The following is a 25,234-nucleotide window of genomic DNA, read 5'->3' on the forward strand; positions in this document are numbered from 1 at the left end:
TGCCTACTCATCATAATTGACTATGGGTTTGTTTAGTTGCAACGCCTTCTCGCGTGCACGCAGGTCATTCCATAGGCTCAGCCTTGAAGACTTTCCTGCAAGTTGTCCTTTTTTCGACTTCATAAGCCACAAGTTTTTACCGTTGAAACTGTAAATCGGTAATAAGTCTCGGCGTGTTGAAGCGCGTTTTATTTCTGGATTAATGTTATCCAGTAGAATCGGTTCTGCGCTGGGCTTGGAGTAATACGCCAATACCATGTGGAACTGGTTAAGCTCGATGGCTTTAACGTATACCAAGCGCAGTTTCCTGTCAGAGACACCCAGCTCTAATAAAGAAAAATACTTAGCGATGGTAAAGTCTTCACAGTCGCCGGCATTGCTGCCCAAAAACTCCAGTGGGGTCGCCCAGTAGTCATTTTTGCCCCACAAATTGATATCGTTAACAAAGTTAAGTTGGTTGAAAAAATTATTGACCTTGGTGAGCTTATCTCGTTCAGATAGCGAAGCGTATTGAGACATTTCTCGACGCCAGGTTTCGACGCGTAGAGCCGCTCGAGAGCCATAGGTTGTTCTCACCGCGTCAACCCATCGCTGCTCTTGAGTGTTAAGAGCAAACGAGGTCGTTGTGGCGAGTAGCAGCAACGTGAAGGCAATCAGCCACTTGGCTAGCGTAGTGACCTTCAAATGTGCGTCCTTGACTGGTGAACGATATGTCTGACCATGGCTACTCCTTCAAGGCATTGTTCTGGGCGCTCAAAATTGGCTTGAGCAGGTATTCTAAAATAGTGCGTTTGCCAGTAATGATGTCAACCGACGCGGTCATGCCAGGAATAATGGGCAAAGAGTTATCTTTGTCCAAACTGGTTTCTTTGGTTCGAATACGAACCAGATAAAAACTATTGCCTTCCTCGTCGGTTGTCGTGTCGGCACTGATATGTTCTAAAGTGCCTTCGAGCCCCCCATATTTGGTGAAGTCATAAGCACTGAACTTAACAATGGTGTGCAGCTCTGGGCGCAAGAAGGCAATATCTTGGGGAGCGATCTTCGCCTCCACCAACAGAGTATCTTCACTTGGGACGATCTCAACGATGTCCATGCCGGGTTGAATGACTCCTCCAACGGTATTGACATTGAGCGTTTTCACCGTGCCTGTCACCGGAGAGGTAACTACGGTTCGGTTCACTCGGTCTTCAAGGCCCACGGTTGACTCGGTCAGCGAGGAGAGCTTGTCCTGTGCTTGATTGAGTTTTTCTTGTTGTTCTGAGCGAAACTTCTGCGCGGCATCAATACGACTGAGCATGGCTTCGCGAATAGCAGACTGCAGCACTGGCACTTTCAGCTCGCTAGACGTCAACTCGCGACGAGTATCGTTCACTTGACGCTGTAGTTTGAGCAACTCGATGCGTGGTACGACCCCCTCTTCGGCCAATGGACGAGTGATTTCGAGCTCTTTATTGGCAAAACGGTAGCTCTCACGTAAGTTTCTTACCCGCGCTTGTATTTCGACGAGATCTTGCTGCTTTTGCTTCACTTGTTGGTCGAGTACCGAGAGTTGGTTACGCAGGTTGTCTAGGTCTTGGCGGTATTCAGCACGTTGACGAGCGACCAAGTTGGGTTGCGACTCGACTAATACAGGGGGGAAGGCGAGCTTATTCGGGTTGATTTGTACTGAGTTTTGCCAGTTGGCATCTTCAAAGTCTTCTTCAACCATCACACTCGTAATGGACGCCGACAGTTGCAGTACGCTCGCGGTCAAGTTAGCGACTTGTTGTTCACGCTCTCGATAATCTGAGCGAAAGCGGGTGTCGTCAATCAGCAATAATTGCTGACCTTTTTCTACTTTTTGTCCTTCACGTACCAATATTTCTTTGACTAATCCACCTTCTAGGTTTTGCACCACTTGAATTTGAGAGGAAGGCACGACCTTACCTTGGCCGACGGTAACTTTGTCTATTTCAGCCCAAGAAGCCCATAAACCGGCAAGGATAAAAAAGATCACCATGACCCACAGCATCACTCGGGCGCTGTTTGGTGTATTCAATAGTAACGCAGCGGTTTTGTCATCGACATAATCCAACTCGTCAGGAGTAAGCTTGTTGTAACTGCTCTTACTCATGGGTGATCCTTGTTCAATAATGGTATTTGATTGATTTTATTACTCATGGCGGCAAAAGTTAAGGATTTGCTATGGGTTTTATCTCTCCGATGATGATTGGCGCTATTTCAATAGGTGGTTTTTATAAAGTGTAGCTATTGTCAGCCGCTTGGGCTTGAGTTCTCTGTATTTAGAGCGCACAATCGATGAAAAAATTTCGTCGAGGATAAGAGATGGAACTTGAAGATATTCGCCGCGAGTATTGTAAAGGCGGACTGCGCCGAAAAGATTTGCTTGCAGACCCTGTCGCACAATTTGATTTATGGCTGCAACAAGTCATCGACGCCAAGCTCACTGACCCGACCGCTATGACTGTAGCGACCGTCGATCAAACGGGGCAGCCTTTTCAAAGAATTGTGTTACTCAAGGATGTTGACCAGCGCGGTTTTGTCTTTTATACCAACTTGGGTAGCCGGAAAGCCCAGCACATAGAGCACAACGCTAAAGTCAGCCTACACTTTCCATGGCACCCCTTAGAGCGCCAAGTGCATATCACGGGAGTTGCAGAAAAATTAAGCGCGGCAGAAAATATCAAGTATTTTTCTTCTCGCCCGAAAGCGAGCCAATTGGCAGCCATCGCAAGCAAACAGAGTAGCCGAATCTCGGCTCGTGGTGTATTAGAAGGCAAGTTCCTTGAGTTGAAGCAGAAGTTTGCTGCGGGAGAAATTCCAGTTCCTAGCTTTTGGGGTGGTTATAGAATCAAGCCGGAAAGTATTGAGTTCTGGCAGGGAGGTGAGCACCGATTGCACGATCGTTTCCTATTTTCCAAGCATGACCAAGCTTGGCAAATTGACCGCTTAGCCCCGTGACCGAATCGACAATACGCCGCTTATGCGGCGTATTCACTATTGAGTGCCACTGAAATTTGAGTTTTCAGTAGCGTCTTGGGTATATGTGACCCAAACCCTTGTTCTAAAGCCATTTCAATCAGTTGCGCTTTTGAGTGCGCACCGAATTTCCTTCTTAACCTCACGACGTAGCTCTCCAATGTTTTGACTGAGATATTCATGATATTGGCGATGTAATGTGGCTTTTTTCCGTATAAGAGTAAAAACAGTGCTTCAGACTCTCGCTCGGTTAATTGGTGAGTGAGTGTGCTGCGTGCCGGGGTATCTGCAGCGATGGTCTGCTCTGAGGACAAACCGGTTGCTCGGCAGATCCAGTGTCCCACTTCCAAGATCGCCGTATCAGACAGCTCTTGGCCATAAAAAATCGTACCTTGTACTTGCCCATCGTCGTTGAACCACGGCGTTTTGGTAAAAATATGTGCGCGCCATGTCCCATCTGGGTAGGGGTGAATATCAAGTACCTTGAGCTGGATCTGGTGCTCAATCACATAGCGATCTTGTTTGACAAAATCCGCTGCACAACGTGTGGTCGGGCTGGGCATTTGATGGTCGGTGAGGCCGATACAGTCGTCAGGTTGGGCAAATCCAATCAGTTGGGCGTAGGCCTGGTTGGCATAGACAAAGGTAGAGTTGAGATCTTTGCATCCCCAATATCCGGGTAGCTGACTAAATAGGGATAAATACTGTGGCTTCACTTGCGCATAGGTAGGCTATTAAACGAGGCGAGTATCATAGCATAGTCGCAATCAATTGTGTGCGTGATTGGAGGGAGATAATGTCTAGTCCGTCGACTTAATTGTATGATTTTAAATAAAAAATGCCAGGCATCCTTGGATGACTGGCAAACACAAGAACCATAAGTTCTTGTCGACGTGTAGAAGAGGTTCTATGTACTCAGTACAAACCACTGAGATATAGACATATCAATAGATATCAAGCTTAAGTGGCTAAGCTCAAGCTCATTGGTAATATTATCTTGTTGAATTAAATAAAAAAGGGGGGAAATCCCCCCTGTGCGGTTAGTGTATGTCTCGTACGATTCGGAAACCTGCGTAATTAGCGGCTTCAGAAGGCGACAAGAACAACTGTTTGTCTGCCGCTGCCATCTCAGGAGAAAAGTTCCACGCGCCTCCCTTTAAGATGCCACGCGGGCTGCTGGTCCATTGCCAAACGTTGCCAATACTGTCGTAGAGACCGAGACGGTTGGGTGGAAATGCGCTGACAGGCGCTGTACTGGTATTCGACCATGGAGTGCCACTCCAACCGGTATTTGCCTCACCAGGTTTAAAACGGTTGCCCCACCAGTATTTCTCTTGGCTACCAGCACGTGCAGCCACTTCCCATTCATCTTCAGTGGGTAAGCGATAGGAGGCGCCAGTTTGCTGGCGTAGCCAATTAGTGTAGGCTTTTGCATCGTTTTGACTGACACACACCACTGGCGAGTTAGGGTACTGTTTAAAGCCTGGATCGCGCCAACTGCTATTGGCGATAGGTGTGACTTCGCCCTCTACCAAGGCGGTACAAGTATTCTTTAGCTCAGCGTCTGTCTGGTATCCTGTTTGTTCGACAAAGCGAGAAAACTGGCTGACGGTGACGGGGGTCGCTCCGATTGCGAAAGCATGATCAAGGTAAACTTGTCTCGAACCTTGTTCTCCAACGAAGAACTTACCAGCTAATAAAGTGATCACTTCGGGTGCTGAGCCTTTATTGGCCATGCCATCAGCGAACTTGGTACCTTCACGTAGAGGGTTTGCTTTTTCAGTCAGCACTGCGCGCAAGGAGGTATCAGATTTAACTGAAACTTGTTGGCTGAATGATTGATATCCCTCTTTCTTAATCAAAACATTATGCGTGCCGGTAGGGAGCATCACTTCGACAGGGGTGCTGCCGTAGGACACGCCATCAATAAATACACTGTCGTTATATTGGTTGGAGCGGAGCGACAAGGTCACCCAAGCAATTTCTTGGTCTACAGGAAGCGGTTTGCTGCTGTCTACGCCGGGCGCAAAACAGTATTGATTATCGACCTCAAGCAACTGACACGCGACGGTCTCTTTGGGACGAGCTTCCAACTCGACATCCATGATGGTTCGATAACGAACGCCATCATAGAATCCGGCTTGTTTCGTCGTGTGGCGCAGGACATGAATATTGAGTGAGGTATCGTTGATATTGCGTTTTACCAGTGTGCTTTCGCTGGTTTGATTGGCGATTTCACCACGGAACTGCTTGACCGCTTTTTGTAGTGCCAGCTCGCGCGTTTGTTGATCACATTGAGACAGCGTCATTGACGGTTGACAGCGGTTGGTGAAACTCACAGAGATGGAGTTAGGTTGTGTGAGTTCGCTTTTGAGCTGCTCGACTCGTGCTCGCACTTTACTCTCACCCAGTCCTGCAATGGCTTGCTCGATAGTGTCGAGTTCGGCTTGTCGCGTAGTGACCACTGCACGTTGTTCTTCGACAGCTTGTTCTGCCGCCAAGCGTGCTTTTTGGTTTTGCTTAACTGCAGACCAAGCGTCTTGGTAGGCTTGTTGTGAAGCCACAATGTCAATGCTAGGGTCATCAATCATACGTTGATAATCAGACTCGAGTTTTTGTTTGGCATCGTTAAACGCCTTATCGAGCGTTTTGGCCTGTTGGTCGAGTGAGGTAAGGTCAGCTTGTTTTTGATCTAGCAGTGCCTGCTGCTCGTCTTTTGCTTGTCGCGCGCTGTTTAATTCGTCATGTTTAGTAAACAGTTGGTCGTCAATTTGGACCAATGACAAAGGAGCGTCATTGGCCAAGACCAGAGACGACATTAAACATGGCGATAATGCTAACAAAAGGGCGGATAAACCTGGACGCATTGTCTTTCTTCTACATCTCATAGTAATTAGTGGACTTATTCTAAACGAAAACGCCACTTTGTCTTAAGTTATCAATGAATAACTTAGGATCAAAATGGCGCTTTAGTTCATCTTTGTGAGTCAGATTGGTAAATCAATCTTTAGCCACTTGGACGAAGTTTAACCCAAACCGTGTCATTCGTATTCACGCTGATGACGCGGTTATAGGTTTCAAAGCCTGTTTTAGATACCGTGACTTGGTGCTCACCACGAGGTAGAACAACTTCGACAGGAGTGCTGCCGTAGTTGATACCGTTGATCACCACTGAGTCATCGTACTGGTCTGAACGTACAGTGACGTTAACCCAGTTTTTGTCTTGTTTGGTGTTACTAGTGGTTTGCTCACCCTTTAAACAGTAGCGAGCAGACACATCAAGCAGTTTACAAGCAGCTGACGCTTCTGGGCGCGCTTGAAGCTGCGAGCGCATCTCAGTGTAATAGCTGTTATTGCCTTCGAAGCCAGAGCGGATCACTTGATTTTCTTGAACGTGAACATTGAGTTGAACGCCCTTGGCATTTTGTTTCGCAATGTTAGATTCAGTTAAGCGGTCCATCAACTGAGCTTTAAAAGTTTTGACTGCTCTTTGCTTGGTTAAGTAGTGGCCTTGGCTGGTACACTCACCCAGAGTCATGGTCGATGAACAGGTCGTTTTGTAACTTGTTTCAAGCACGTCACTCTCACGAAGCTCTGCCGCAAGACGTTTGACTCGCGCTTCTACTTTTTGTTCTTGCAAGTAGGAGAGTTCGCTGTTGAGTCGCGCTTGTTTCTGCTTGATTTGTGAGAGACGCATTTCACTTTCAGTGATGGCCTGCTGGTTTTCAAGAATGGCGTTCTGGTTGTCCTTAACCTCAGCCCACGCGTCTTGATACGCTTTTTGGAATGACACTAAATCAATCTCTGGATCATCGAGAAGACGGTTATACTGTTTGTCCAGAGCCGATTTAGCACGATTTCGCTTAGCGTTGAGCTCCTGCTCTTGGCGCTTAAGCTTACTCTCTTCATTTTGAAGTTGTTGGAGACGTTCAGCTTCAGAGTCAAACTCTGCAGCCATAGTGCCCATTTCAGCTTCTTTAGTTTCTAATTTAATTTCGATTTCAGCAACAGGATCAGCCTGTACACTTTCTTGTGCAAAAATCGAAGTCGAAACCCAAATAGGGCTTAGCGCAAGCAAAAGCGCTGGGATGCGACGTATGATCATAAGTCCCTGCAACAATTAACGTTTAAACAACCAATGTAAAATAATCAAATCAGTGCATATCTACAAAATATGCCACTTACATTAGGAAAAAGACAAACTTTTGACAGTCCATTGCTCAGATGCCTTGCAAAGGTCTATTTCTTCCACTTCTCTCGCTCTATTATCAGAGAGCGTTACCTAAGCTTATCATAATTCGAGATAAACCTATCTAATACATACTCCATTTTGGGCGCATTCAAGAAATATGCAAGCAAAGATTTTTGATCGAGAATGGGGAATGTGGATAGAAGTGACATGAGCCGTAATTTATGTGCGCTTGATCATTCTTCCGGTAGTCTGATTGGTGGTTTTTTCACCACTTAATGAGTTTGGTCAGAACGGCAGCGAATTGAGCGGCTGCAACTTATTTGATAACTCATCAATAGGAATTTCGAGTTGCATCACTTTTGGTATACCATGAAAAAATAGACCATAAAATTTTCTGTGAGCCGCTATGTCTCGTGCTAATAAAACGCAAAGTGACGCTTCGACTGCCAAAGAATTGTCGCCTAGACCTGCGCAACTGATCACTCTCCCATCCTATATGGAATGCCACGATCATCATTACACACAAGTGGTGATTGGTTTAAAGGGTCAGGCTGAGTTTGAGGTGAGTGGCTACGGTAATTTAGTCGGTCCAGGGCAAGGTTGCGTTGTAACATCAGGCACTGATCATGCGTTTGGTGGTGTGGTGGGTCACTCTGATATTTTGGTTCTTAACATGCCGCTTCCTAAGGAAGGGGACCCTTTGATGCTTCAGCGCCTTAACGAACTGAACAATAAAGATACCTATTTCAAACTCGATGGCCAGATTCAAAAGCTGATCCAAATGCTGGTGGCTGAGATGCAAGCGAACCCCGATGATCTGTTGCTTAGTCGAGCTTGCAACGACACTGTAATCGCGCTCATGCAACGTCATATGTCTGCGTTCGAAACGTCACGTAAGGAGTCTCGCTTCGATTTGGAGGCGATTGACCGCTACATCGAGCAGCATCTGAGTCAAAAAATTTCAGTGACTCAGCTTGCAGGCAGCGTCTTCCTGGGTGAAAGCCAGTTCCACTCTCTGTTCAAAGAACAAATGGGTATCACGCCCCATCAATACGTACTTGGTAAGCGTATTGATATGGCAAAACAATTGATTGAACAGGGTCATTTGACATTGGGTCAGGTGGCAGAGTTCACCGGTTTTTCTGGACAAAGTACGTTTACCCACTCATTTACCCGTCTTCAAGGTATGTCACCTTCTCAGTATAAGAAACAATTCGGTTAAGAAAGCTAACGCTTTCGCTATAAAATTTTGCTCATTTGAGTGTGACTCTGTGTTTGTTTTGTTAAAAATCAGAGTTTTTAGCAAAAAGCTCGGAGTTTTTGACAAGTAATCTTCTCAAGCTCAAAATACACTGCTCGCCATTGTAGGAAACCTGAAATGATTTCAGGTCTGAGATTGAGGAAAACGCATGTTTACAGCAACTGATGTGTTAAATGCTGAGTTTGTTGAGCAGCCGCTTGATAAACTTTGGTCATTGATCTCGCCACTATACATGGTGGATGAGTCACAATGGCTAAACCAATTGCTGCCTTTGGCGATGCCAACGGATGCCGAAAAACAACAGATTACCGATAAGACCAGCGATCTGATTAAAGCGATTCGAGAAGATAAAAAATCGATCCAAATGATCGATGCGCTATTGCTCGAATATAGCCTAGATACCCAAGAGGGTATTTTGTTGATGTGTTTGGCTGAAGCCTTGATGCGTATTCCAGATGCCGCGACGGCGGACGCTTTAATTCGCGATAAGCTCACGGTTGCCGATTGGAAATCACACCTAAAAAGCTCAGACTCTGTTTTTGTTAACGCGTCAACGTGGGGCTTGATGCTCACCGGTAAAGTGGTCGGCTTGTCTGAGAGCGAGACACAGAGCCCAGTGAGCGCGGTCAATCGCCTAGTCAACAAAATGTCTGAGCCGGTTATTCGTAAGGCGATGCATCAAGCGATGAAGGTGATGGGACACCAGTTCGTCTTGGGTCGCACCATTGCAGAAGCGCAGAAAAATGGCAAAAGCATGCGCGATAAAGGCTTTACCTACTCTTACGATATGTTGGGTGAAGCGGCGTTAACAACCGCCGATGCGAATAAATATTTCAAAGACTATTTGATGGCGATTGAAGCCGTTGGGCGCGATACCTATGGCCTTGATACCAGTCCTGCGCCTTCTGTTTCTATTAAGCTTTCTGCGCTGCACCCGCGATATGAGGTGGCCAATGAAGCGCGCGTTCTGACTGAACTGTACGACACGCTGCAACAACTTTTGCGTCGAGCGGTTGAACTGGATGTTGCGATCACCATTGACGCGGAAGAAGCGGATCGGCTAGAGCTCTCTTTAAAGTTGTTTGAAAAGGTGTATCGCAGTGACTTAGTCAAAGGCTGGGGGAAGTTCGGCCTTGTGATTCAAGCTTATTCGAAGCGAGCACTTCCTGTTCTTGTTTGGCTCAATGCGTTGGCCAAAGAGCAAGGTGACCTCATTCCACTACGTTTGGTGAAAGGGGCTTACTGGGATAGTGAAATTAAGTGGTCACAGCAAGCGGGTTACACCAACTACCCGGTTTACACTCGTAAAGAAGCTACTGACGTCGCCTACTTAGCTTGCGCTCGTTTCCTTCTCAGTGAGCATGTTCGCGGTAATATCTACCCGCAATTTGCTAGCCACAACGCGCAAACTGTCACTTCGATCGCCGTGATGGCGAGCCATAAAGAATTTGAATTCCAACGCTTACATGGCATGGGTGACTCGCTGTACAACCACGCCATGAGCGCCTACAAGCAATCTGTTCGTATTTACGCACCTGTGGGTAGCCACAAAGATTTGCTGCCTTACTTAGTGCGTCGACTATTGGAGAATGGAGCTAACAGTTCGTTTGTTCACCGCTTAGTTGATGCCCGCTGCCCAATCGAGAGCTTAACACAGCATCCGGTCGACATGTTGTTAGCTTTTGACACGCTGAACAATACCAGCATTCCATTACCAACGGATATTTTCCCTGAGCGCAAAAACTCATTGGGCGTGAATGTTGATGTCGAAAGTGAGGCTAAGCCCTTTGAACATGAAGTAGAGAGCTTTCTAAACCAACAATGGCAAGCTGGCCCCGTGATTAACGGCGAAGCACTAGCCGAAAGCATGATCAAGGAATCGACCAACGTTGAAGTCGTGACGGCACCGTTCGACCGACGTATTGAAGTTGGTAAGGTGGCTTTCGCCAACCTTGATCATGTTTCCGCGGCGATTGAAGGTGCGGCGCGCGCATTCCCTGCATGGCAAACAAGCCCGAAAGCCGAACGCGCTGAAAAGCTCGACACGCTGGCTGACTTACTTGAAGAGCATTTAGCTGAGTTGGTTGCCTTGTGTCATCAAGAGGCGGGTAAAACGATTCACGACAGTATTGATGAAGTGAGAGAGGCGGTCGATTTTTGTCGCTACTACGCCAAACAAGTCGATGCTTTAGGTGAGCTCGCACTGCAAAGTTTCGATGGTCAACGCCGCACTATGACTCGTCAAGGTCGTGGCGTGTTTGTGTGTATCAGTCCATGGAATTTCCCGCTGGCAATTTTCCTCGGCCAAGTGACCGCAGCGTTAGTCGCAGGTAATACGGTGGTGGCAAAACCTGCTGAACAAACCAGTTTGATTGCGGCTCGAGCGGTTGAGCTGATGCATGACGCCGGCTTCCCTGCCGGTACCATTCAGTTACTCACTGGCCGCGGCGCAGAAATTGGTTCAGCGTTAACGTCACACCCGGCGATTGCTGGCGTGGCGTTTACTGGCTCTACCGCGACGGCGCAGCGTATCAATCAAACGCTCGCGGAGCGTGATGCAGCACCAGTGCCGTTCATTGCCGAAACCGGTGGGCAAAATGCGATGATCGTCGATAGTACTGCCCTGCCTGAGCAAGTTGTACGCGATGTGATTCGCTCTGCGTTTGCCTCTGCCGGTCAGCGTTGTAGCGCTTTGCGCGTGTTGTATGTTCAAGAAGATATCGCCGATCGTATCGTTGCTTTGATTCAAGGTGCGATGCAAGAGTTGAGTGTCGGTAAGCCTTATCTACACTCGACCGATGTTGGCCCGGTTATCGATGCGAACGCGAAAAATAAACTCATGGCCCACATTGAGAAGATGAGTGCCAGCGAGAAAAAAGTCGCTCAGCTAGCTTTGTCACAAGAGCATGAGTACGGTGATTTTGTTGCGCCTACGGCGTTTGAAATTGGTGACATCTCAGTGCTCAAAGAGGAGCAGTTTGGCCCGATCCTGCATATCGTACGTTTCAAAGCCAGCGAACTGCACCAAGTGGTTGAAAAAATCAATCACACAGGATTTGGCTTGACGATGGGCATCCATAGTCGAAATGAAACCACCTACCGCTGGATTGAAAAACACGCCCGAGTCGGTAACTGCTACATCAACCGTGATCAAGTGGGTGCGGTTGTTGGTGTTCAGCCATTTGGTGGTCAAGGACTGTCAGGCACTGGCCCGAAAGCGGGTGGTCCTCATTACTTGTACCGCTTTACTCAAACTCAGTTTTCTGAGTTCAAAGGCGAGGAGAAATAATTATGGTTCATCAAGTCACTCGTTTTGCTGACGCTTTTTCAGCTTGGGAAAACTGGAATCTGACCGATTTTGATTCAAAAAGTGAGTGTTTGCTTGCTTTTAAACAGGCTCTACAACAGGTTCAGCCTGAGTTGGCCTCTGTAGTGTCTTACCACATTGAGCAAGCGTCAGCCCTGCTGGCGGAAACGCATCAATTAGTTGGACCCACTGGAGAAACCAACGAACTCTACACCGCAGGGCGCGGTGTGGCGCTTGTCATTCAACACGATACACAAGCGACGGCTAAGCAAGCCGTGGTCGCACAGATGACCGCAGCTTTGATCGCGGGTAATACCGTCATCTTATGCAGTGATGACACCGCGCTTAGCCAAGCCCTAGAGACTGCGTTTTTACAGTCTTCGTTGCCAACGCATTTAGTACAGTTTGTTGCAGTGGATGCTTATCATCAGCTGCTGGAGTCAGATGTACGCAGTATTGGTTATGTTGGCAACGGTGAGGTTGAGCAAACACTCAACCGTCTACTGGCGAAACGTTCTGGCGCGATAGTTAGCCTGACGTCTGAAACGGATCTGGTCAACATTCCTGTTGCCCACGATCCTCACTTAGCGCTCCGTTTTATCACAGAGCGAACCCGAACAATAAATATAACAGCAGTGGGTGGCAACGCGACCTTGCTAGAACTTGGTAACGAAACCCACTAACTCTTCTTTGACCTGCCCTCTGGTTGAGAGGGCAATCATGGAAGGCGATATTATTAGAGAGGACAAATCACATGGAAAATAGCTTTGCTATTACGACCACGTTTATTGCGTATCTGATCATGATGCTCGCAATCGGCGTGTACGCCTATCAACGAACGAAAAGTTCAAGCGATTACTTTCTTGGCGGGCGCTCGCTAGGACCTTGGCCTGCTGCCTTGTCTGCAGGTGCATCAGACATGAGTGGTTGGTTACTACTTGGCTTACCGGGCTACGCCTACGCAGCGGGTATTGAGGCGTTTTGGCTAGCGGGTGGTCTACTCGTCGGAACATGGCTCAACTGGTTAGTCAACGCAAAACGTCTTCGCACGTACAGTATTACGACTGACGCACTGACTTTACCAGAGTTCTTATCACGCCGTTTCAACGATAACTCGAAGATGATTCAGGTTATCTCTGCTTTCTTCATTCTTTTATTCTTCCTTTTCTATACCAGTTCAGGTCTAGTAGCAGGCGGCAAACTGTTTGAAACTGTATTCGGTTTGGATTACACCACCGCGGTAATCATAGGCACCGTTTGTGTCGTTTCTTACACTCTATTTGGTGGTTTCCTAGCCGTCTCTTGGACTGACCTGGTTCAAGGTCTATTGATGGCAGCGGCCCTGTTGATCGTGCCAATTGCGGCATTAGAGGGCGGGTTTGGCCAACTTAGCAGCGATCTTGCGAACATTAACCCAGAACTATTGACCTTATGGCAAGACTCGAAAGGTGAGCCACTGTCAGCGATTGGGATCATCTCTCTCGTTGCCTGGGGTTTAGGTTACTTCGGTCAGCCGCACATCTTGGCTCGTTTTAAAGCGTCTCGTTCAAACAAAGATTTGACTACCGCACGTCGCATTGCAGTGATCTGGACGGCGCTATCTATGGTGGGTGCAATGCTCGTTGGCCTAGTCGGTTTGGTTTACGTGACCAATTCAGGTGTAAGTGTCGACGATGGTGAAAAGATCTTCATGCTATTGGTGAACTCACTGTTCCACCCTGTGATTGCTGGTATTTTGCTTGCGGCTATTCTTGCGGCGGTAATGAGTACGGCCGATTCACAGCTGTTGGTTTCTTCTTCAGCGCTTGCCGAAGATTTTTACAAACAAGTGTTTAAGAAAGATGCCACATCTGAAGAGATCGTTCTTGTTGGTCGTATCGCCGTGATTGGCATTTCAGTCGTTGCGCTGGTTCTAGCGATGACACCAGATAGCTCAGTACTGGGGCTGGTATCGTACGCGTGGGCTGGATTTGGTGCAGCATTTGGCCCAGCTCTCGTGCTCAGCCTTTACTGGGAACGCATGAACCGTAACGGTGCTTTAGTCGGCATTTTGGTCGGTGGTATTACCATTGTGGTCTGGAAGCAATTGTCTGGTGGATGGTTCGATGTTTACGAAATTGTACCGGGAATCATCTTCTCTGTGGTGAGCATTGTTGTTGTGAGCCTCGTGACTGGAGAGCCTGAGCAAAGCGTCAAATCTCAGCATGCCACCTTTAAGAAGCAATTAGTCGAACTCGACTAGATCGACTCGATTTCTTTAATTAAGCCCCGAACTTCGGGGCTTTTCTCGTTATTTGTGCCCAATTATTGAACATATCTCACGTTTTCTAAACTATCGTTTGAACTTAGTGAACTCTCTCTCTCAAAATGTGTCGACTATCAATAACGAGAGTAAAAGGAGAGACGAACATGCCATACATGCACTGCGATTGTTGTCATAAAACAACAGATCATAAAATCGTGATGAAACGCTGCGAAGTTCAACATGATTCGGTGATGAAGAGCATGGCCTGTTTCTTCTCGACACTCTTTCAAGGCGCGCACTATGTCAAAATGGAAAAACAGGCATTTTGTCGCGTGTGCAATAGCCAAACGGAAGTAACACAGGTGGGCAACGCCTTTTCTGATGCAAAAGTCGCTTAAGCTCACAACTTAGTGGTTCACCACTACTATCCACGGTTGACGTTTTTCCTCTAGAATAGAGCCCAATACGCTAGGCTAGCATTTTGGGCTATTCATGACTTTAGATCGTATCGACAAAGAGATCCTTCGCGCGCTCAATCTTAAAGGGCGTCTACCGATTGTTGAGCTCGCCAAACAGGTCAATCTGACCACTTCTCCCTGTTCAGACCGAGTGAAACGACTCGAAAAAGAAGGCTATATTTCGGGTTATCATGCCGAGCTTAATCCTGAAAAATTGGGGCTAGATGTACAGGTATTCATTCATATTCGTCTCGACCAAACGAGCTTTTCTATCTTTGAGAAGTTTGCCGAAGCGGTCGCAGATATGCCGGAAATAGAAGAGTGTTATTCACTCTCCGGTGACTTCGATACCATGATCAAAGTCAGAGTCAAAGATATGAAGGCATATCAGCACTTTATGTCGGCCAAGTTGGGGACGCTGCCAGGCGTTATTCAGACGCGAAGTGAAGTGGTGATTGAAGAGCATAAAACCAGCTTTGGTGTTAACGCAGACCTCATTGCCAAGCTCTAGACCAAAAAAAAGGGAAGCCGCTGCGCTTCCCTGACACAATGGCCACTGTACTAGGCAACGAAAGAAGAAAGGACGCCAATCAGGCCACCAAAGACGCCGCCCCAGACAACCAACCAACCGAGATGCTCTTTGATCATCTGTTGCACCATTTCTTTGACTAACTTCGGGGTCAGCTCGCTCAGGCGTTGATCGATGATGTTTTCAATATTGACCTGAATTTCTTCCATCATGGCTGGCGCTTCAAATTGCTCTTTTAGTGCCTGTTTAACGGATTCACTTTGGCTAATCTCGACAATCGACTCTTGCATTTTCTCGACAAAAGGCTGCTTGAGAGGTTGGAGTGCTTCGGTCCCGCCAAACATGGCGAGCATGTCGCCAAATGAAGAGTTGGCAATCACGTCGACCAGCGAGTCGAAAGTGGGGTTAAAGTCCACCTTTTCTAGCACTGGCTCTAAGTTGAGGGTCGTGCCCCCCGCCATTTCGCTGTTCAAAAATTTATCGATGTTAGCTTGGGTAAAAAATTGCTCCATCATCAAGGTTTTGATTGCCGCTTTAAACTGTTCAAAACGGGCGGGAATGACGCCAGACCCGTACAATCCTGGTACTTTCTCGAACAGCATATGAATAGCCAGCCAGTTGGTGATAGCACCAGAAAAAGCAAACAGACCTGCATAGAAAGCAATTTGGTTTTCGGCTTGATAGCCGCCTGCAAGTAAGGCTAGAGCAATGAGATTCGTCAGTAAACTTTTGTTCATATTCAGCGTGAAGTGGTTGATTTAACGATGACGCGCAGTATATACCAAGTTAAAACGACTGTGACACCTATTCTCTATCTCTTATTGGGCCTTCTCTTCAGCATTGACAATCGCTTGTCTAATACTCTCAGGGAGGGCTGCCTTGGTATTGTTTTTAAAATCAAACATCACACAGGTCGCCCGCCCTTGAGTGGTGACTTTACCTTGGCTTTTGCTGACGATTTGGTACTCCATCGTGAAGCGCTCCTCTTGGAGATCAACGACACGTGAGCCGATGAGTAGGGTATCTGGAAACGTAACCGGTCGAATGTACTTACACTCTGTATGGCCGAGTACTGGGCCAATATGGCTTTCGCGTAAGTTGACCAGCAAATCGATCTGTTTGAAATAATCAAGGCGAGCAGTCTCAAAATAACGAAAATAGACTACGTTATTCACATGTTGCAGTGCGTCCATCTCCCCCCAAGCCACCGGGATTTCGGTGATAACCGGGTAATCGGCTAGTAAGTCTTCCATGATTTTTCTCCTAGTAATGGAGTAATTAGTCTAATGCGTTTGGACTAGGATGCACGCAAATTGTTAACAACTTGTGATCGAAACGGCGGCGGGTATTGGAGAGGCAATAAAAAAGGGCCTGACGGCCCTTTACGATGTTTAAGTACGGTATTGTTTGAGAATATCCGCCAGTGAAACCGATGCACTGGTGAGGTTTGCAACGCCCATTGAAGACTGCTCGGCAACACTGCGTATAGTGTTTGACTGGCTACGTATGTCGCTGAGTTCAGACGCGATATCGTTCGCAACCGCGCTTTGTTCTTCCGCTGATGTCGAAATTTGAATACTCATGTCCATCAGCGATCGTGCCGACTCAGAGATGGATTGCACATCATTGCCGATATCAGCGACTAAGTCGCTACTGGTTTGCGCTTGGCTAACCGTTTGTTCAGTAATCGACGCAATGCTGTGGGTTTCTGATTGAAGCTTTTCTATCATTGCTTGAATCTCGACTGTTGCGGCTTGCGTGCGTCCGGCTAGAGTGCGCACTTCATCGGCGACGACCGCAAATCCACGTCCTTGCTCACCAGCACGTGCCGCCTCGATAGCCGCGTTGAGTGCCAATAAGTTGGTCTGCTCTGAAATCGCGTTGATGGTCGTGATCACTTCGTTAATTTGAGTCGTGTTTTCGGTGAGGGTTGCTACGGATTGCGAAGCTTGAGCAATATAATCGGACAGTTTAGTGATCTCACTGATCGCCGATCTCACGCGTTGATAACTCTGCTCGATATGTTGTGAATCGTTCTCTGTTTGCGCCGTCGCTTGCTGAGAAATATTGGTGACCTCTTTCGCTGAAGCCGTCATCTCTTCCATTGCGGTGGCGACCGAGTCTAACGAAGCGTATTGTTGGCTGATTTGCGACTCACTGGTTTTCATCTCTTGCTCAAATGACGAAGAGGTTTGGCTGAGTGTCGTAGCATTTTCTTTTACCGTGACCACTAGCTCAGTCAGCGTATCCATCGCTTTGTCGAGTGCACAACCAATGGTGCCAAACTCGTCACGACCAGGGTGGAAGCCGAGACGCGACGTTAAATCCCCTTCACCGATACGTTCTGTGGTGGTGTATAGCACCCAAAGTGCGCCGCCGATAAAGGTTGCCACCCAGTAGGTAAAGAGGGCAAATGGGAGAGCCCAAATAAAGCTGAGCGCGAGGCTGGTGATCGCTTCTGATTTAACTTGCTGTGCTTGAGCGCGTTTATCGAGGGTGAGTTGGTAGGCTTTTCCATCTTTGGCCATAGCCGAAACCATCGCCAGTCCTTGGTCATAGCTGGCGGGCATCTTACGACTTACCGGCTGAATTTCTCTCCAAGCTGAAAGGCTTTCCGAGTTACCGACCGCAATGGCGCCTTCCAGCCTTTGTTGTGCCGCATTCAGGGTATTTTGCTCGAACGTACTCATTGTATGTACGTATCTGCCACCGGCTAGCGCGGCCACTGAGATCAAAAACAGTACAAAAATGACCCACATCTTGTCATTGATGGACATTTTGATAAACAGTCGGTCTATCGTTCGAAATTCAACTTCTTTCATATTGGGATTCCTATTCCGTCTATGCCGGAAGGCTAATTGAGATTGGCTAGTAATATATCTGTTAATTTATCGGTCGAAGCGACAGAATTATGAGTGTTAAATCGCAATAATATGCAAGATATGTGAATCTTTGTTTTGTATTTGTGATTCTGATCCTGTTTCTATCGAAAGTCACTCTTCAAGCTTTTTTGAACCTTGCCAAATTTGAGTGTGGCCCTCGCTGGCTGCCACTCAAAGAATATAGAAATGATAGCAGTATTTTATCACTCCGTTTTTACTAAGAAGAGGATTGACTGGGTGAAGACTGGGTGTGATTAGGGCGAGAGCGTCCCAATAATCGATACAGCGAAAATCCTGTGACTAGCATAGTACCGAGTAGTACCAGAGTGGTTCCGAGCAACGTATTGAGCCCTATGGGTTCATCCAAGATAACTGCTCCCCATAAAATACCAAAAACCGGGACGAGAAAAGTGACTGAAAGGGCTGAAGTTGCGCCTTCATCGGCGACTAAACGAAAATAGATTAAGTAAGCCGCTCCTGTGCAAACAACGCCTAGCGCCACAACAGATAGCATTTCAGTATGGGTGGGTTCCGCGCGCATCGGTAAAAATGGGAGTAGTGGAAGGATTAACAAGGTGGCTGCCCACATGTTGCCATGCGCATTATCAAAGGCGGCGATTTTGGGCGCTCCTTTGGTGTAGTTCGTTGCAATGCCATAGCAAAATGCAGCAAGCAAGCTGGCACCTATGGGTAATACAGTTTCGCCTTTCATCGTCAGGGCATCGAAACCAACCAAGGTAGCGACACCAGATAAACCCAGTATCATCCCCAACGCGACTCGAGCGGTGATGCGGGTTTTATACCAAACCGCGGCGATCAGTGCTCCCCAGATGGGGGCTGTTGAATTGAGAATCGACAGAGTAGAGGCATTGAGTGATTGTGCTGCGTAGGCAAAAAGTAAAAATGGCAGCGCCGTGTTGAAGAGCCCAATCGTCATAAAGTGCTTAAAATGCTGTCTAAAGGCGAGTTTGCGTCGCAAATAAAAGGCCACCAGTAATAAACTCAACGCGGCGAAGCCAACCCGAAATTCAATTAAGTAAGCGGGACCAAAGGTACTTGCGGCAATACGCATAAACAGAAATGAGCCACCCCAAATGGCCGCAAGACAGAGTAAGCGAAGAAAACTTGATGTGCTCATAGAAATTCCTAAAAAATGTTAACTTAATGTGAATCAAACGATTCGATTAAGCAATACCTATCTCAACGTCAACACAGTTTCGTCGTGGCGTTTTTAGCATCGATTTTCACCTGATGAGAAAAGTGAGTGATACGTTGGTCGTATTTGAAGCCGTCAAGCCCTAATCTAGGCTAATGTTTGAACAGCAGAGATAGAGAGTGATGAATCTCATCGTCAATATTCATAAGAGCGTGAGAAAGCACGGATTTGAAATGGCGACGCGTCAGGCATGGAAGTGTGGCGTCAAAGCAAACTTAGTGAAACGCGTGATTGGTGTCGCTAAAGGGCAGATTGTCTGTGTGGTAGAGGGAGTAAGGCCTGAACTGTCGACGGAGCTCAATAATCCATTGCATAGCGAGGAGAAGCAAGGCCGTTACGTGTTCGTTGGCGGTGTAGTCTGGCAACCGAACGATCTTTTGGCACCAGGCTTTCCAGACTTCATGTTTATGCACGTTCGTAACTTGGGTAATAAGCACAAGTATATGAGTGATGACGAACTGTTTGTAAACCTTGCGTAGTGGCTGGATTAGGATGAAAAAAAGCCTAGACATGTGTCTAGGCTTTTTGAGCTTGGTTAGTGGTCGAGATAGAGATAGTTTTGCCAACTCTTCATTCGTATCAACACCTTCCGCATTACCGATACATGCGTGAAGTGATCAGAGTAGACCGCGACTTCCACTGCGGTGCCGAGCGGTAGTTGGTACGAGCTCATGTCGTCAGTCACTTTCAGTTTTACCAGTACGCGACCGTTGGTTCGTAGTGCGTCGGTGCCAAGTAGTGCTCCCCGCGCCTGAATCTGACTCTCACCAATGGCAGGAATGACTTCGACAACTTCACCTTTAAAGACTTTTCCTGGTAAAGCTCGGAACAAGAACTCAGCCTCGTAACCAGGTTTGAGACGTTGGAGTGAGTTTTGTCTAAATGCGGCGGTGTAGTAAAGCTCTTCACTATGAACAAAGGTCATCGCTGGTGCCAATGGCAGCGGGACCGCCATCACCCCAGGTCTGAGTGCCAGCTGGGTTGCAAAGCCCTCAGTTGGGGCGCGTACTACGGTTTGCTCTAAATCAAACTCCGCTTGACGTAACTCTTCGAGCAGGCGTGCGACTGTGGTGTTTTCGCCGCCGATTTCAGAGTCTAGTGCGAGTTGGGCCTGCTCAACTTTGGCTGTTGCGACATTAACGGTCGATTCTGCAGCTTTATAGGCTTGACGACGGGTGTCGAGTTGCTGCTCAGTAAAGGCCCCTTTGTCGTAGCCGCGTTGGTAACGGTCAAACTCACGTTTCGCCTTGTCACGTTCAGCGATTGCCTTGGTTTTTTCCGCGATTGCCTCTTGATAAGACGACTCTAGCCCGAGAGCGCCTTGGCTGGCCTCTTTGATTTGAGCGCGTTTTTTGGCGACCTCTGCTTGGTAAGGAATGGGGTCAATAGTAAACAGCACATCACCTTTCTTCAGTGGTGTATTAGGCTCAACAGGAACGTCGATGACTCGGCCGCGAACGCCTGACACGATAGGTGTGGTTGAGTAAACCTGATTGCCGATTTGGGTGAACGGATGGTTGTAATTCATCAGTAGGATTAAGGTACCGATCAAGACGACGCCACCCAAGACGGCGGTGGGTACAGTCCATTTGTTCAAAGGGATTTTGAATACCTTGAAAATAGCAATACAAATGGCGGTATAAGTCAGAATGAGTAGTAAATCCATTATTTGTTCTCCTCATTCGAGAGTGACGATTCGCCCGAGTCGGTGTTGTGCTGATGCTGCTTGAGTTTACTCACTTCTTGTTGCAACTGAGCCACTTGGTCGATAAGGGTATCCACACGGTGGTGAATGTCATGCTGCTCTTCCTCGAGTTTTTGAAATCCCCAGCCGCGTTCTTTGCGCCATAACGTCGCCCAGATCCAGAGAAACGGCCATAAGGCGTGCAGAGTAAAAAGACTCACCCAGCCTGCATAATGTATAGCGTCTTGATGGGGGTGTTCTCGTTCTTTCGCGATCTCATACGGGATGTCGTGGATGACAATAATGCCGTAAAAAATAACCAGAGCGACAAAGATCAATAATCCAAGCGCAAAGTAGTCCAAAAACATGGGCAGGTTCCTTACTTTAAGCGTGAGTTCATCAAAGAGTACGTTTATTCAATTTTAAAGTATAGGAATAAAAACAGTAGATTAGTTACGTTGATGCTATAGTCTTTAGCCATTTGCTAGGTAAATTCTAGGACATAAGATGCCATATCAAGGAGAGATAGCGGCGGTCGGTGCTGCGTTCGTATGGGCAGTAGCAACGTGGCTTTACAGCCAGTTTAGCCATCGCTTTAGCGCATTACAGCTCAATATTGTCAAAGGCGTGGTAGCCTCAGTAATGATGCTACTGCTGTTGCCTTTTTCACCCGCGAGTGAGTTAACGCTTTCGTGGCAACATCTCGCTATTCTGGCCTTTTCTGGTGTGCTCGGTATCGCCGTAGGGGACAGCGCTTATTTCGCTTCATTGAAACGTATCGGTCCGAACAAAACTTTACTTCTTGAGTCATTAGCGCCGCCTTTGTCAGGCGTGTTGGCGTTAGTGATACTCGGCAGTGTATTACCAGCACAAAGCTGGATTGGGGTGGTCGTCACCACGTTAGCGGTCTCTATGGTTGTGTTTCACAACGATGGTCAAGCGGTGAGTGGGGCGGGGGTGAGCTTTGGTTTGCTTGCCAGTGTTTGCCAGGCTAGTGGTGTGGTGATTTCTCACTATGCGCTGGTGGCGGGTGACATTGCGCCGTTATTTGGCGCCCTGATCCGTTTAATTGCAGGTGTGGTGGCTTTGATGATGGTGATTGGTTTTTTTGAGCGAGAGCCATTTACTGTCATGAGGCAGAATCTATGCACTTTGGGTCGTCATAACTTTGGCTGGTTAATGGCCGCGATTTTTGTCGGCACTTTTTTAGCGCTTTGGCTACAGCAGGTTGCCCTCAAGTATGCTAATCCAGCGGTCGCTCAAACGCTTATCGCAACCAGCCCACTGTTTATGTTGGCTATTTATGCGGTCAAAGGCCAACGTGTAACCCGTAGAGCTTTTTTGGGTACGCTATTAGCCCTAGTCGGAATATCACTGTTTTTTATTCGTTAAGCGTAGTCATTCATTGCTCGGTACAAACTTGATTTCGACCATTAGCTTTGGCTCGATAGAGCGCTTTGTCGGCGCGATAAAAGGTTCGTTGAGTATTTTCACCTTCTCTATGCAAGGTAATTCCGATGCTAACGGTGAGCCCTCGTTCTCCCAGTATGCTTTGCCAACCAAAGTTAAAGATACGTTCTCGATACGCTTCTGCGTGCATCGCGGCTTGTTCCAAGTTGGCGCGCTCCAAAATCACCAGAAACTCTTCACCACCGAAGCGTACACAAGAGGCGCCGCGAAACTTAAAATAGGCGTTAAGCTCTGCAGACACATTTACGATGGCTTTATCGCCGACCAAATGGCTAAGCTCATCGTTGATTGACTTAAAGTGATCAATATCTACCACCATTAAGGCGAATGGAACGTCGTGCAGCAGCAAGTCTTTGAGCTTGACGTCTAACCATCGACGGTTGTGCAAGCTGGTAAGTGGATCGGTAAAAACATCTTGTTGCAGCTGCGCCACCGTATGTTTCTGACTTTCCGTGGTCTCTTTCAACTCGCGGTTTTCTTGCTCAGACAAGATCAATTTTAATTGCAGTTCGAAGCGCGACAAACGGCGCAATTGACTGGCTCCGAGCTCACCGATCGGGATCTTTTTCATCAAATCGCTTTCAATGCGGTAGGCTTGCTTCTCATAATTTAGCGCCGCTTGAAAGTGGTTATCTTTTTCACACACCGCGGCGAGCGAGTTATAAAGCTTGAGACTCAGCACCGGCGAGGCATAGAGGCGAATGCGTTTTTTGGTCGATTCGAGCAACCAACGGGCGATGTGAGATTTGTTTTTCGCGCTTAAGCAGTAGGCGAGCTCAAGCCGAATCATGTTAGACAGCCAGTTTGAATGGATGTTTCCAGCGGTGTATTGCACATTACTTAAGCACTGCATGGCTAAATCCACTTGCTGTGTTTGGCGATACAGCTTGGCTTGGTAGAGTAATATCTGGCCGGAAAGGACTTTATCACTGACTAGGATACTGAGCTCTTCACACTCTTTAATTAAATCGTTGGCGGCAGTGGTGCGATTAAGCTCGATATAACAGGCTAGCATGTGGAGCTTGTAACGGAGCCGCAGTGAGCGACTACTAATCGCGTGATCAATGCTGTCTACTTTCTGGTAGTAACGCAGCGCACGGTTGTGATCGCCGTAGGCGTCACACAAGTTGCCCATGCCTAAAATGGCGAGTACGTAAGCATCGATAAAACCATTATCGACCGCGATGGTTGAAGATTTGATGTATTGGTTTAGGGCGCCATGAAAGTCGCCGTTTTCCACCAAGCGTTCGGCAAGGCCATAACGAACCTCCAGTATCAGCTCTGCGTCTTGGGGCAGCGTTAAGTAGGAGAGCGCCTCATTCAGTTCATCAATACTGGTTTGTAACTGTTTAAGCTCTGAGCGAAACTCGGCACTGATGATCAAACACTGCGCTTTTTCCTGCGCTGTGGTGGCGACGTGTTGGTGGACATGATTCCAAAAAATTAATGCTTCTTCACCGCTGACTGAAGTTGCATCTAGGCCGGAGTCAGTAATTTTCTTTAGCAATACTTCCATGTTGTTCTTCCTGTCTCTGGCTTTCTTCGAGTTGATCTAGGGTGAATGGGAAAGAAAGAATGTCGTGATAGACCACCTTAGGTAGATCGCTGGTTAGCCCTTTGCGGTGCCAAGGGTAGAGCTCGATCATTTTCGCTAAGATGTGAAACACGTTGAGGGCTTCATCCCCTTTTTCAGCCAGCAAGATACCTAAGCGGTCGCTACTTAATCGAGAAAGCAAATCTTGTTTGTTACACATGGAATGCGCCAGCTCTGTGCACACTTGAATGTAATTGGCGTCCGGGTGCTGGATGATAATCACAGAGTGATTGGAGAGCTTGAGTTCGGTCTTAAACAGGACTAGCTGTTCCCACCAGTAGGTTTCAGACACCATCTGGCTCAGCTGTTTGTCGGGATCAAATTCGTGTTGCCCGCGAATACGATTGATCAATTTGCGCGCACGTTGTTCAAGTTGGCGTTTAGACGCACGGGCTTTGTCATTGCTCACGCGCGCGGTTTGCTCACGCAGCATATCGGTCGCATGCTTGCGGTATTTACGAAACGCTTTCAGCGCCATTTTATGCTCGCCCGACTCTTCAGCAACACGAGATTGCTGGAAACAGATCTGAGAGAGTAGCTCGCCATTATCAAAGTTGACCGCTGATTGCTCTGCCTTAACCAGAAGTTCTGCCGCTTTTTCCGGCTGTTTACGCAGCAACTCTACTCGCGCTCGGCTAATGTAGGAGTGGGCTTTCATCCATACTAAGTCGTGACGCATGGCTAAGTCGTGAGCTTTTTGCGTCGCTTCTTCAGCGTCTTTGATGCGTTCTAATCCCAGTAACGCCAGGCCACGAAAGTCCCATACTTCGGCTTGCCAGGTTTTATCATGATGATCTTTGAGTGCTTCGGCAGCTCCATCCAAAACCGACAACATTTCGACATAGTTTTTAAGCAGGTAGTGGTCCCAAGCAAGTAAAATACGCGCTTTGCCTTCCAGCCAACCAATACGGGCGCTGTTGGCGACGGTGACCGCGAGTTCATGGGTAGTTCTGGCTAAGTCATACTCATGAGTGATGCGCCATACATTGCCTAAGCCGATAAGAGATTCGAGCTGGACTTCTTCTTCATCAACTAGGGCGGACTGCTCAAGGGCGTTGATCCAGTATTGTTGCGCGGAGTAATATTTTGCTTGGCCCCAATAGTGAAGCGCATGGATATGCAGGATTTCGGGTAAGAGATCATCGGTATCGAGGGTGTTGAGCTTGCTATGGGCCTCTTTGATGTATTTGAGTCCCTTGCGATACTCCATCAAACACCAAGCACAACGAGACATGATGACAAGAGACTGAATTTCGCCTTCGGGATAGAGGATTTGTGCAGAACGCGACGCACACTGCTCGGCGATCGTCCAGACTTTTTCAGGGTCGGATTCAATCCTTCCTTTGATTTGCTCTATTTCAACTTCTAATAGTCGTTGGCTTTTATCCAATGAATCAGTCCTTTACTGCCTAGT

Annotated in this window: 22 protein-coding genes; 9 read left to right on the top strand and 13 right to left on the bottom strand. The window is 47.6% G+C overall.

Annotated features, from left to right (window positions below; translation table 11 throughout):
• Nucleotides 1–3: 3 nt before the first annotated feature.
• Both FCU94_RS18160 and FCU94_RS18165 read right to left on the bottom strand, forming a co-directional pair.
• Nucleotides 4–657, bottom strand: a complete 654-nt coding sequence (locus tag FCU94_RS18160) for a transglutaminase-like cysteine peptidase (RefSeq protein ID WP_441351756.1) — start codon at nucleotides 655–657, stop codon at nucleotides 4–6.
• 67 nt (nucleotides 658–724) lie between these two features.
• Nucleotides 725–2,116, bottom strand: coding sequence for an HlyD family type I secretion periplasmic adaptor subunit (locus FCU94_RS18165; protein WP_176289874.1), 1,392 nt, complete (start codon nucleotides 2,114–2,116; stop codon nucleotides 725–727).
• Between the two features lie 212 nt (nucleotides 2,117–2,328).
• Between FCU94_RS18165 and pdxH the strand changes: the two genes are divergently transcribed.
• Nucleotides 2,329–2,964: a pyridoxamine 5'-phosphate oxidase gene (gene pdxH / locus FCU94_RS18170; RefSeq protein ID WP_176289875.1), complete on the top strand. Its 636-nt coding sequence runs from the start codon at nucleotides 2,329–2,331 to the stop codon at nucleotides 2,962–2,964.
• A gap of 20 nt (nucleotides 2,965–2,984) precedes the next feature.
• On the opposite strand, the gene FCU94_RS18175 is transcribed toward pdxH, so the two are convergent.
• The 3 genes from FCU94_RS18175 to FCU94_RS18185 all read right to left on the bottom strand — a co-directional run bounded on the left by FCU94_RS18175 (nucleotide 2,985) and on the right by FCU94_RS18185 (nucleotide 7,087).
• Nucleotides 2,985–3,698, bottom strand: a complete 714-nt coding sequence (locus FCU94_RS18175; protein ID WP_176289876.1) for a helix-turn-helix transcriptional regulator — start codon at nucleotides 3,696–3,698, stop codon at nucleotides 2,985–2,987.
• A gap of 324 nt (nucleotides 3,699–4,022) precedes the next feature.
• Nucleotides 4,023–5,849 carry an SUMF1/EgtB/PvdO family nonheme iron enzyme gene (locus FCU94_RS18180; RefSeq protein ID WP_176289877.1) on the bottom strand — a complete coding sequence of 609 codons (1,827 nt, stop codon included), beginning with the start codon at nucleotides 5,847–5,849 and terminating at the stop codon, nucleotides 4,023–4,025.
• Nucleotides 5,850–5,989: 140 nt separating this feature from the next.
• The gene (locus FCU94_RS18185) at nucleotides 5,990–7,087 is read right to left on the bottom strand and encodes a PEGA domain-containing protein (protein ID WP_176289878.1); all 1,098 of its coding nucleotides are present in this window, start codon (nucleotides 7,085–7,087) and stop codon (nucleotides 5,990–5,992) included.
• A 493-nt stretch (nucleotides 7,088–7,580) separates the two neighbouring features.
• Here FCU94_RS18185 and FCU94_RS18190 point away from each other — a divergent pair, with 493 nt between their 5' ends.
• The 6 genes from FCU94_RS18190 (at nucleotide 7,581) to FCU94_RS18215 (ending at nucleotide 14,956) form a co-directional block, all read left to right on the top strand.
• Entirely contained in the window at nucleotides 7,581–8,396 is an 816-nt protein-coding gene (locus FCU94_RS18190) for an AraC family transcriptional regulator (RefSeq protein WP_176289879.1), read from the top strand.
• A 187-nt stretch (nucleotides 8,397–8,583) separates the two neighbouring features.
• Complete coding sequence (gene putA / locus FCU94_RS18195; RefSeq protein WP_176289880.1) at nucleotides 8,584–11,724, top strand: bifunctional proline dehydrogenase/L-glutamate gamma-semialdehyde dehydrogenase PutA; 3,141 nt, start codon at nucleotides 8,584–8,586, stop codon at nucleotides 11,722–11,724.
• Between the two features lie 2 nt (nucleotides 11,725–11,726).
• Nucleotides 11,727–12,425 (top strand): 1-pyrroline-5-carboxylate dehydrogenase, encoded by a 699-nt coding sequence (locus tag FCU94_RS18200; protein ID WP_176289881.1) that lies wholly within the window; start codon nucleotides 11,727–11,729, stop codon nucleotides 12,423–12,425.
• Nucleotides 12,426–12,496: 71 nt separating this feature from the next.
• Complete coding sequence (gene putP / locus FCU94_RS18205) at nucleotides 12,497–13,984, top strand: sodium/proline symporter PutP (RefSeq protein WP_176289882.1); 1,488 nt, start codon at nucleotides 12,497–12,499, stop codon at nucleotides 13,982–13,984.
• Between the two features lie 167 nt (nucleotides 13,985–14,151).
• Entirely contained in the window at nucleotides 14,152–14,385 is a 234-nt protein-coding gene (locus tag FCU94_RS18210; protein WP_176289883.1) for a hypothetical protein, read from the top strand.
• A 94-nt stretch (nucleotides 14,386–14,479) separates the two neighbouring features.
• Nucleotides 14,480–14,956, top strand: a complete 477-nt coding sequence (locus FCU94_RS18215; RefSeq protein ID WP_176289884.1) for an Lrp/AsnC family transcriptional regulator — start codon at nucleotides 14,480–14,482, stop codon at nucleotides 14,954–14,956.
• Between the two features lie 50 nt (nucleotides 14,957–15,006).
• On the opposite strand, the gene FCU94_RS18220 is transcribed toward FCU94_RS18215, so the two are convergent.
• The 4 genes from FCU94_RS18220 to FCU94_RS18235 form a co-directional block, all read right to left on the bottom strand.
• A complete protein-coding gene (locus FCU94_RS18220) occupies nucleotides 15,007–15,711 on the bottom strand; it encodes a DUF445 domain-containing protein (protein ID WP_176289885.1) in 705 nt (234 codons plus the stop codon).
• Nucleotides 15,712–15,792: 81 nt separating this feature from the next.
• Nucleotides 15,793–16,227, bottom strand: coding sequence for an acyl-CoA thioesterase (locus tag FCU94_RS18225; RefSeq protein ID WP_176289886.1), 435 nt, complete (start codon nucleotides 16,225–16,227; stop codon nucleotides 15,793–15,795).
• Nucleotides 16,228–16,365: 138 nt separating this feature from the next.
• Entirely contained in the window at nucleotides 16,366–17,796 is a 1,431-nt protein-coding gene (locus tag FCU94_RS18230; RefSeq protein ID WP_176289887.1) for a methyl-accepting chemotaxis protein, read from the bottom strand.
• Between the two features lie 277 nt (nucleotides 17,797–18,073).
• Nucleotides 18,074–18,994, bottom strand: coding sequence for a DMT family transporter (locus tag FCU94_RS18235; RefSeq protein ID WP_176289888.1), 921 nt, complete (start codon nucleotides 18,992–18,994; stop codon nucleotides 18,074–18,076).
• 200 nt (nucleotides 18,995–19,194) lie between these two features.
• On the opposite strand from FCU94_RS18235, the gene FCU94_RS18240 reads away from it, so the two are divergent.
• On the top strand, nucleotides 19,195–19,551 hold the full coding sequence (locus tag FCU94_RS18240; RefSeq protein ID WP_176289889.1) for an acyl-CoA synthetase: 357 nt from the start codon (nucleotides 19,195–19,197) through the stop codon (nucleotides 19,549–19,551).
• Between the two features lie 56 nt (nucleotides 19,552–19,607).
• On the opposite strand, the gene FCU94_RS18245 is transcribed toward FCU94_RS18240, so the two are convergent.
• Nucleotides 19,608–20,738, bottom strand: coding sequence for an HlyD family secretion protein (locus FCU94_RS18245; protein WP_176289890.1), 1,131 nt, complete (start codon nucleotides 20,736–20,738; stop codon nucleotides 19,608–19,610).
• Nucleotides 20,738–21,124 (bottom strand): DUF3302 domain-containing protein, encoded by a 387-nt coding sequence (locus FCU94_RS18250; protein WP_176289891.1) that lies wholly within the window; start codon nucleotides 21,122–21,124, stop codon nucleotides 20,738–20,740. Before FCU94_RS18250 ends, FCU94_RS18245 begins: the two co-directional genes overlap by 1 nt.
• Nucleotides 21,125–21,263: 139 nt before the next feature.
• Between FCU94_RS18250 and FCU94_RS18255 the strand changes: the two genes are divergently transcribed.
• Nucleotides 21,264–22,148, top strand: a complete 885-nt coding sequence (locus tag FCU94_RS18255; RefSeq protein ID WP_176289892.1) for a DMT family transporter — start codon at nucleotides 21,264–21,266, stop codon at nucleotides 22,146–22,148.
• A 10-nt stretch (nucleotides 22,149–22,158) separates the two neighbouring features.
• Here FCU94_RS18255 and FCU94_RS18260 read toward each other — a convergent pair whose 3' ends face one another.
• Both FCU94_RS18260 and FCU94_RS18265 read right to left on the bottom strand, forming a co-directional pair.
• Nucleotides 22,159–23,742, bottom strand: coding sequence for a GGDEF domain-containing protein (locus FCU94_RS18260; protein WP_176289893.1), 1,584 nt, complete (start codon nucleotides 23,740–23,742; stop codon nucleotides 22,159–22,161).
• Nucleotides 23,714–25,210, bottom strand: coding sequence for a hypothetical protein (locus FCU94_RS18265; RefSeq protein ID WP_176289894.1), 1,497 nt, complete (start codon nucleotides 25,208–25,210; stop codon nucleotides 23,714–23,716). The genes FCU94_RS18260 and FCU94_RS18265 overlap by 29 nt, the downstream gene beginning before the upstream one ends.
• Between the last annotated feature and the right edge of the window lie 24 nt (nucleotides 25,211–25,234).

Origin of the sequence: Vibrio sp. JPW-9-11-11, from assembly GCF_013369335.1 — a bacterium.
Taxonomy (GTDB): domain Bacteria; phylum Pseudomonadota; class Gammaproteobacteria; order Enterobacterales; family Vibrionaceae; genus Vibrio.